4 protein-coding genes are annotated in these 5,801 nt (G+C 50.4%); all 4 read left to right on the plus strand.

The genetic code is table 11. From position 1 onward, the window contains the following. The first annotated feature begins 451 nt into the window (after positions 1-451). Entirely contained in the window at positions 452-1,564 is a 1,113-nt protein-coding gene (locus LLG96_16925; GenBank protein MCE5251890.1) for an NAD(P)H-dependent oxidoreductase subunit E, read from the plus strand. Further along, positions 1,552-3,456 (plus strand): NADH-quinone oxidoreductase subunit NuoF, encoded by a 1,905-nt coding sequence (locus tag LLG96_16930; GenBank protein ID MCE5251891.1) that lies wholly within the window; start codon positions 1,552-1,554, stop codon positions 3,454-3,456. The genes LLG96_16925 and LLG96_16930 overlap by 13 nt, the downstream gene beginning before the upstream one ends. A 44-nt stretch (positions 3,457-3,500) precedes the next feature. Next, positions 3,501-4,064: a 2Fe-2S iron-sulfur cluster-binding protein gene (locus LLG96_16935; GenBank protein ID MCE5251892.1), complete on the plus strand. Its 564-nt coding sequence runs from the start codon at positions 3,501-3,503 to the stop codon at positions 4,062-4,064. Positions 4,065-4,540: 476 nt separating this feature from the next. Beyond that, a partial coding sequence (locus LLG96_16940) for a T9SS type A sorting domain-containing protein (protein ID MCE5251893.1) occupies positions 4,541-5,801 on the plus strand: 1,261 nt, incomplete at its 3' end.

Consider the following 5,801-nt stretch of genomic DNA (forward strand, 5'->3'; position numbering starts at 1 on the left):
GCTGTGAAAAAGTATATTTTTCACGAGCCCGATAATGAAATGTATTGTTTCGGTGCTGTCAAGGGCATGTAAATCAGCACTTCGTGCCGACCCTTGACAGCTTATATCCACACTTACAGACTTTATCACAAGACTTTTAAAACATAACACAGCACAGCACAAAACGGTTTTGGTACATTTCTCCCCATTGCATTCAATGATGGTACAAATACCCCCGGAACATCGTTTCCGGTTCATGTTCCTCAATTTTACCAGATGCATGATACCGTCGCTTTAATTCCTTGAAAACAAAGCACATATACATAATTACGACGGAGATATGTGGTGTATTTCTGTTTTTGGTAGAGTTTTAGCTCTTACCTTTTCCGGCAGAGCTTAATACACCCCGCCGCGAAAAAGAAATTAAAATAATGGTTCAGCTTCATTCATTATTCAGTACAAGGAGCTCATAATGAATCTCACTGATGGTGTAACAGTAATAAGGCCTGATGTCATCGTTATCGACGACGATGAATCGATGTGCGAAGGGTGCCGTCAGACCCTCGAAGAGGAAGGCTTGCGGGCGGCGGTTGCCCGCGATGGTCTCCAGGGATTGAAACTCGTAGAGCAGTCGCACCCGAAAGTCGTTCTTGTCGATCTGAAGATGCCGGGACTGACCGGGCAGGAAGTAATTGCGCGAATCTCCGAGATCGACCCGAGTATCGTTTCTATCGTCATTACCGGCTATGGTTCGATCGATACGGCGGTGGAAACGATGAAAATCGGGGCATTCGATTTTCTGACCAAGCCGTTCGAGCCGAATAAACTTCTCGAATCAGTCAAACGCGGATTACAGGTAAGGCAAATCCATGAAATGCCGTCCGCTGAAGAGATTATACCCGCAGCCGAGGTTCCCGGGCCGGCGCCGATGAACAAGCAGGACCTTCTCCTGAAAGGACTCGAGAATCTCGGAGAATTTTATGCGCTCGGTGTGGGGAAACGCGATTTCTTCGATGAACTGGAACACCTCGAAAACGAAGCACGGTTCCATGCCGAGAGTCTCGGACATATTCACGAACGCGAGAAAGCCATACAGGAAATGGTTCGCGATTTGAGAATCGTTGACGAGGTGATTCACCGGCATGAATACAAAAAGAGCGCTCTGATCCAGATTCTGCTCGACATACAGGCAAAAATCAACTGGCTCCCGCGTCATGCCCTGAAGTGGGTATCGATGCGGCTCAATATCCCGCTCAATTCCATTTACACAATCGCCAATTTCTATGAGGCATTCAGCCTCAAACCGCGGGGTGCTCATATTATCCAGGTATGCGACGGCACCGCGTGTCATGTGCGCGGTTCCTCGGAACTTCTCGAACGGGTTTCCAATCTGCTCGGAATCAGTCCCGGAGAAACCGATTCGGAAAAGCTTTTCACCCTCCAGTCGGTGCACTGTCTCGGGTGCTGCGCCCTTGCCCCGGTCATCAAGATCGACGATCAGTACTTCAACAATCCCAAAGTGATCCAGCTTCAGAAAGTATTTGATTCGTACAGAGAAAAGAGGGAATTGTCATGCCAAAACTGAACTCATATTCCGACCTCCGGAAGTTACAGGAATTCATTAACGCCAGGCGCGATCCCAGCCGTACGTGCATAACGGTCTGCTCTGGCACGGGCTGTCTTGCCTACCGCTCCCAGGATATTTACGGGGCATTCGAGCGCGAGCTCGAAAAGCACGAGCTTCGGCATGTCGTTGACCTGCGAAAGACCGGGTGTTACGGGTTCTGTGAGCGCGGGCCGATCGTGGTCATCCTTCCCGAAAAGATATGCTATCTAGGTACTAAGGAAAAAGATGTTCCCGAGATCGTCGAGCAGACCCTCGTCAAGAAAAAACTGGTCGAGCGCCTCCTCTACAAGGACCCTGCGACCGGCGACCGTATCGCCCATATGGACGATATCCCCTTCTACAAACATCAGCACCGCACAATACTCGCCAGTAACGCGCTTGTCGATCCTAAAAAAATCGAGGATTACATCGCCATCGGCGGGTATTCGGCAGCAGCAAAAGCTCTCTTCGAGATGAATCCCGACAGCGTGGTGAAAGAAATTCGTGACGCCAACCTGCGCGGTCGCGGCGGCGGCGGCTTCCCCGCCGGAAGGAAATGGGATACCACCAAAAATGCGCCCGAGGAACCCAAATACGTCATCGTCAATGCCGATGAAGGCGATCCGGGAGCGTATATGGACAGGAGCCTCCTCGAAGGCAATCCACACAGTGTCCTTGAAGGTCTTTTCCTCGGTGCGTACGCCATCGGCTCTCACGAGGGTTTCATCTATGTCCGCCAGGAATACCCGCTCGCTGTGGAGAATACCGAAATCGCCATCAGACAGGCGCACGAGCTCGGACTCCTCGGGGAAAACATCCTCGGGTCGGGTTTCGACTTCGATGTGACAATTCACCGGGGCGCGGGAGCGTTCGTTTCGGGCGAATCGAGTGCCCTGATGACCGCCATCGAGGGAAAAGTCGGCGAGCCGCGGTCGAAATACATCCACACCGCGGTGAAGGGATTATGGGACAAGCCGACCTGCCTCAACAATGTCGAGACCTGGGCGAATGTACCGGCAATCATAAACAGAGGCGCCGGGTGGTTCAGGAGCATCGGCACCGAAAACAGCAAGGGCACCAAGATATTCTCCCTCGTCGGCAAGGTGAACAATACCGGGCTTGTCGAGGTTCCCATGGGCATCACCCTCCGGAAAATCGTGTTCGATATCGGCGGCGGAATCCTGAAGGGGAAGAAGTTCAAGGCGGTGCAGACCGGCGGTCCCTCCGGGGGAGTGATTCCGGAGAGCATGCTCGATATCCCCGTCGATTTCGACGAGCTCGACAAGGCGGGCTCGATGATGGGTTCGGGCGGCATGATCGTGATGGACGAGGAAACCTGCATGGTCGATACGGCGCGGTACTACACCGATTTTCTCGCCCACGAATCCTGCGGGAAATGCGTCCCGTGCCGTGAAGGGCTCCGTCAGATGCTCAGAATCCTCAACAACATCACGACCGGAAACGGCAGGGAGGGCGATATCGAGCTGCTCGAGGAACTCGCGGAGTTCATGCAGGTTGCCGCCCTGTGCGCGCTCGGTAAAACGGCGGCGAATCCGGTCATGAGCACGATCAGGCACTTCAGGAGCGAATACGAAGCCCACATCAGGGAAAAACGCTGCCCGGCAGGTGTCTGCAAGGACCTCATATCGTATGCCATCGACAAGAATTCCTGTATCGGATGCGGTACCTGTGCCAAGAACTGCCCGACCAACGCGATTTACGAAATACGGGCGAGCGCGGTGTCGAAAGACCGGGTTTTCGCCATCGATCAGGAGAACTGCATCAAGTGCGGCAGCTGCTATACGGTCTGTCCCGATAAGGCAAGAGCGGTGATAAAAACACCGGTCCGGTCGTTTGCAGAGAGGGTATGAGTGATTCGGGCGCTAAAGGATACTTTTCGAAAGGATAATAAATCATGAGTACGATACCATTGGAAATCGACGGCAGACAGGTCGCTGCGGAAGAGGGAGAAACCATCCTCGAAGCGGCGCAGAGAAACGGGATACATATTCCGACACTGTGTTACAACAAGCAGCTGAAGCCATACGGGGAATGCCGGCTGTGCATGGTCGAGGTCACGAAGGGAAACCGCACGAGAATCGTGGCATCCTGCGCCTATCCCGCTGAAGAGAACATCGTGGTGAAAACGAACACGGAAAAGATCGCGAAAATCCGTAAAATGATCATCGAGCTTCTGTGGCCCTCGCTTTCGGCGCTGGCAAAAGATTACGGCGTCACGGAGTCACGGTTCCATTCCGATCACACCGACTGCAACCTCTGCGGCATGTGCGTCCGTTACTGCTCGGAAGTCAAGAAACTCAACGCCGTGTATTTCAAAGGGAGGGGAATCAACCGTGAGATAGCCGTGGTTCCGGACCTGGCCAATGAATGCATATACTGCAGGGACTGCTTCACCCTGTGTTCCGGCGGATGGATAGTCGACAAATGCGACAACGCCTATACCTCGCTGAGTAAGTAAATAAAGGGAGGAGGCACCGGTTCGAACTGTCCTTCAATAATAGAGAATCAATGAAATAAGACGCTCGATATGGGCGTCTTATTTTTTTCGGTAAAAAATCTTTTACACCCGCAGACCGGCGCTGAAAAAACGTCCTGATATGCCTGTATACCTGGCATTGTTAAAGAATGAATATATTCAAAAAGGTTCAGAGTGAGCTGCAAAATTTCGTGCATAACGGTGATTTCCGTCAATCAAATAAACGTGCATTATTCTTCCAATAATCAATCATTTTTTTAATAAACATAATAACAATAAGATAGAGGTAATACAGTACAACTATTTTTATCGATATGCTAAAATATACTTGACTATACTAATATATTAGTATTATTGTTAGTATTGTTATCGTATCCGCTAATTGCGTGAAAGGGGGTGATCGGTATTGTTGCTGAATCAATTCATTCCCAAACCCACACAAGAAAAGGAGCGAGAAAATGAAGATCATTAACGTGATTTTACTTGGGGCTGGCATTATTTTTATGTCAGGTAATGTATCAGGCCAGGAATTATGGCGCGAGTACACAAAAGCGGACGGTCTGCCCGCGAACGAGATCCGCGCAATCACAGAGGACGCGAACGGCGCGATGTGGTTCGGAACCGACGGCGGCGGGGTGGCGAAGTTCGATGGCGAGAAATGGACGGTGTATGGTGAAAAGGACGGGCTGGTCTATAATAAAGCGCGTACTATGGCTCTTGACAGAGAAAATATTCTCTGGGTAGGTACTCCGCATGGCTTATCGAGCTTCGGCGGCGAGAAATGGACAACGTACACGTCAGAAAACAGCGGACTGGCATCGAATCATGTGACATCGATTGAAGTGGATGAGCTTAACAGAAAGTGGTTAGGCACCTATGGCGGTGGACTTGTCTGTTACGACGGCAACACATTTACAACCCAGACAAAGAAAGACGGTCTTGCAGATGATTATATCTACTCATTAAAATTACAGGGCAAAGAGATATGGGTAGGAACCGGTCTTGGAGTATCGAGATATGACGGTGCGGTTTGGAAAACGTATACCCAGGATAATTCCGGATTGCCGAGTAATCTTGTCACCGCAATTCATATCGATGATGATGGTGTAATCTGGTTCGGCACTGGAGCGGGCGTCGCCCGTTTCACCGGCAACAACTGGGAAGTGTTCAGCGCTTGTTCACTCTATGACATACTTGAAGATCGTATGGTGTTGTCCATTATACGTGACAAAGAAGGAATACTGTTGTGCGGAACATCGACCGGTTTGTGGAGTTTTGATGGTGCTCAATGGCAAAGCTATACGAAGTACGACAGCGAATTGAAAGATGACTCATATTTTTGGAGTATATATGAGGATGCTCAGGGTATAAAATGGCTTGGAACAGCAAACATGCTGACAAGCGTCGGTACAAAGGCTGCTCCATTAAAGAAATCCATCGCGCACCCCATGCAGATGAAAATCACCGGTAACTATCCCAATCCTTTCAATCCTGATACGACAATTGAATTTTACATCCCCGAGGATGAGCGTATCGACATATCGGTGTACAGTATAACGGGACAGAAGATCAGGACACTCCTCGTTCAGGAAATGCAGGCAGGCACTCACACCGTTGCCTGGAACGGTAAGGACGACAAAGGTATTCTTGCGTCTTCGGGAGTCTATTTCTTCCGTCTCGAGGCTGGCAAAGCTGTGTTGAATCATCGGATGATGTTTG

Source organism: bacterium (assembly GCA_021372535.1).
Taxonomy (GTDB): domain Bacteria; phylum Latescibacterota; class Latescibacteria; order Latescibacterales; family Latescibacteraceae; genus JAFGMP01.

Bases quoted from the DNA above. Each gene is read 5' to 3' on its own strand.
- LLG96_16925 (MCE5251890.1), top strand. From the start codon at position 452: ATGAATCTCACTGATGGTGTAACAGTAATAAGGCCTGATGTCATCGTT.
- LLG96_16930 (MCE5251891.1), top strand. From the start codon at position 1,552: ATGCCAAAACTGAACTCATATTCCGACCTCCGGAAGTTACAGGAATTC.
- LLG96_16935 (MCE5251892.1), top strand. From the start codon at position 3,501: ATGAGTACGATACCATTGGAAATCGACGGCAGACAGGTCGCTGCGGAA.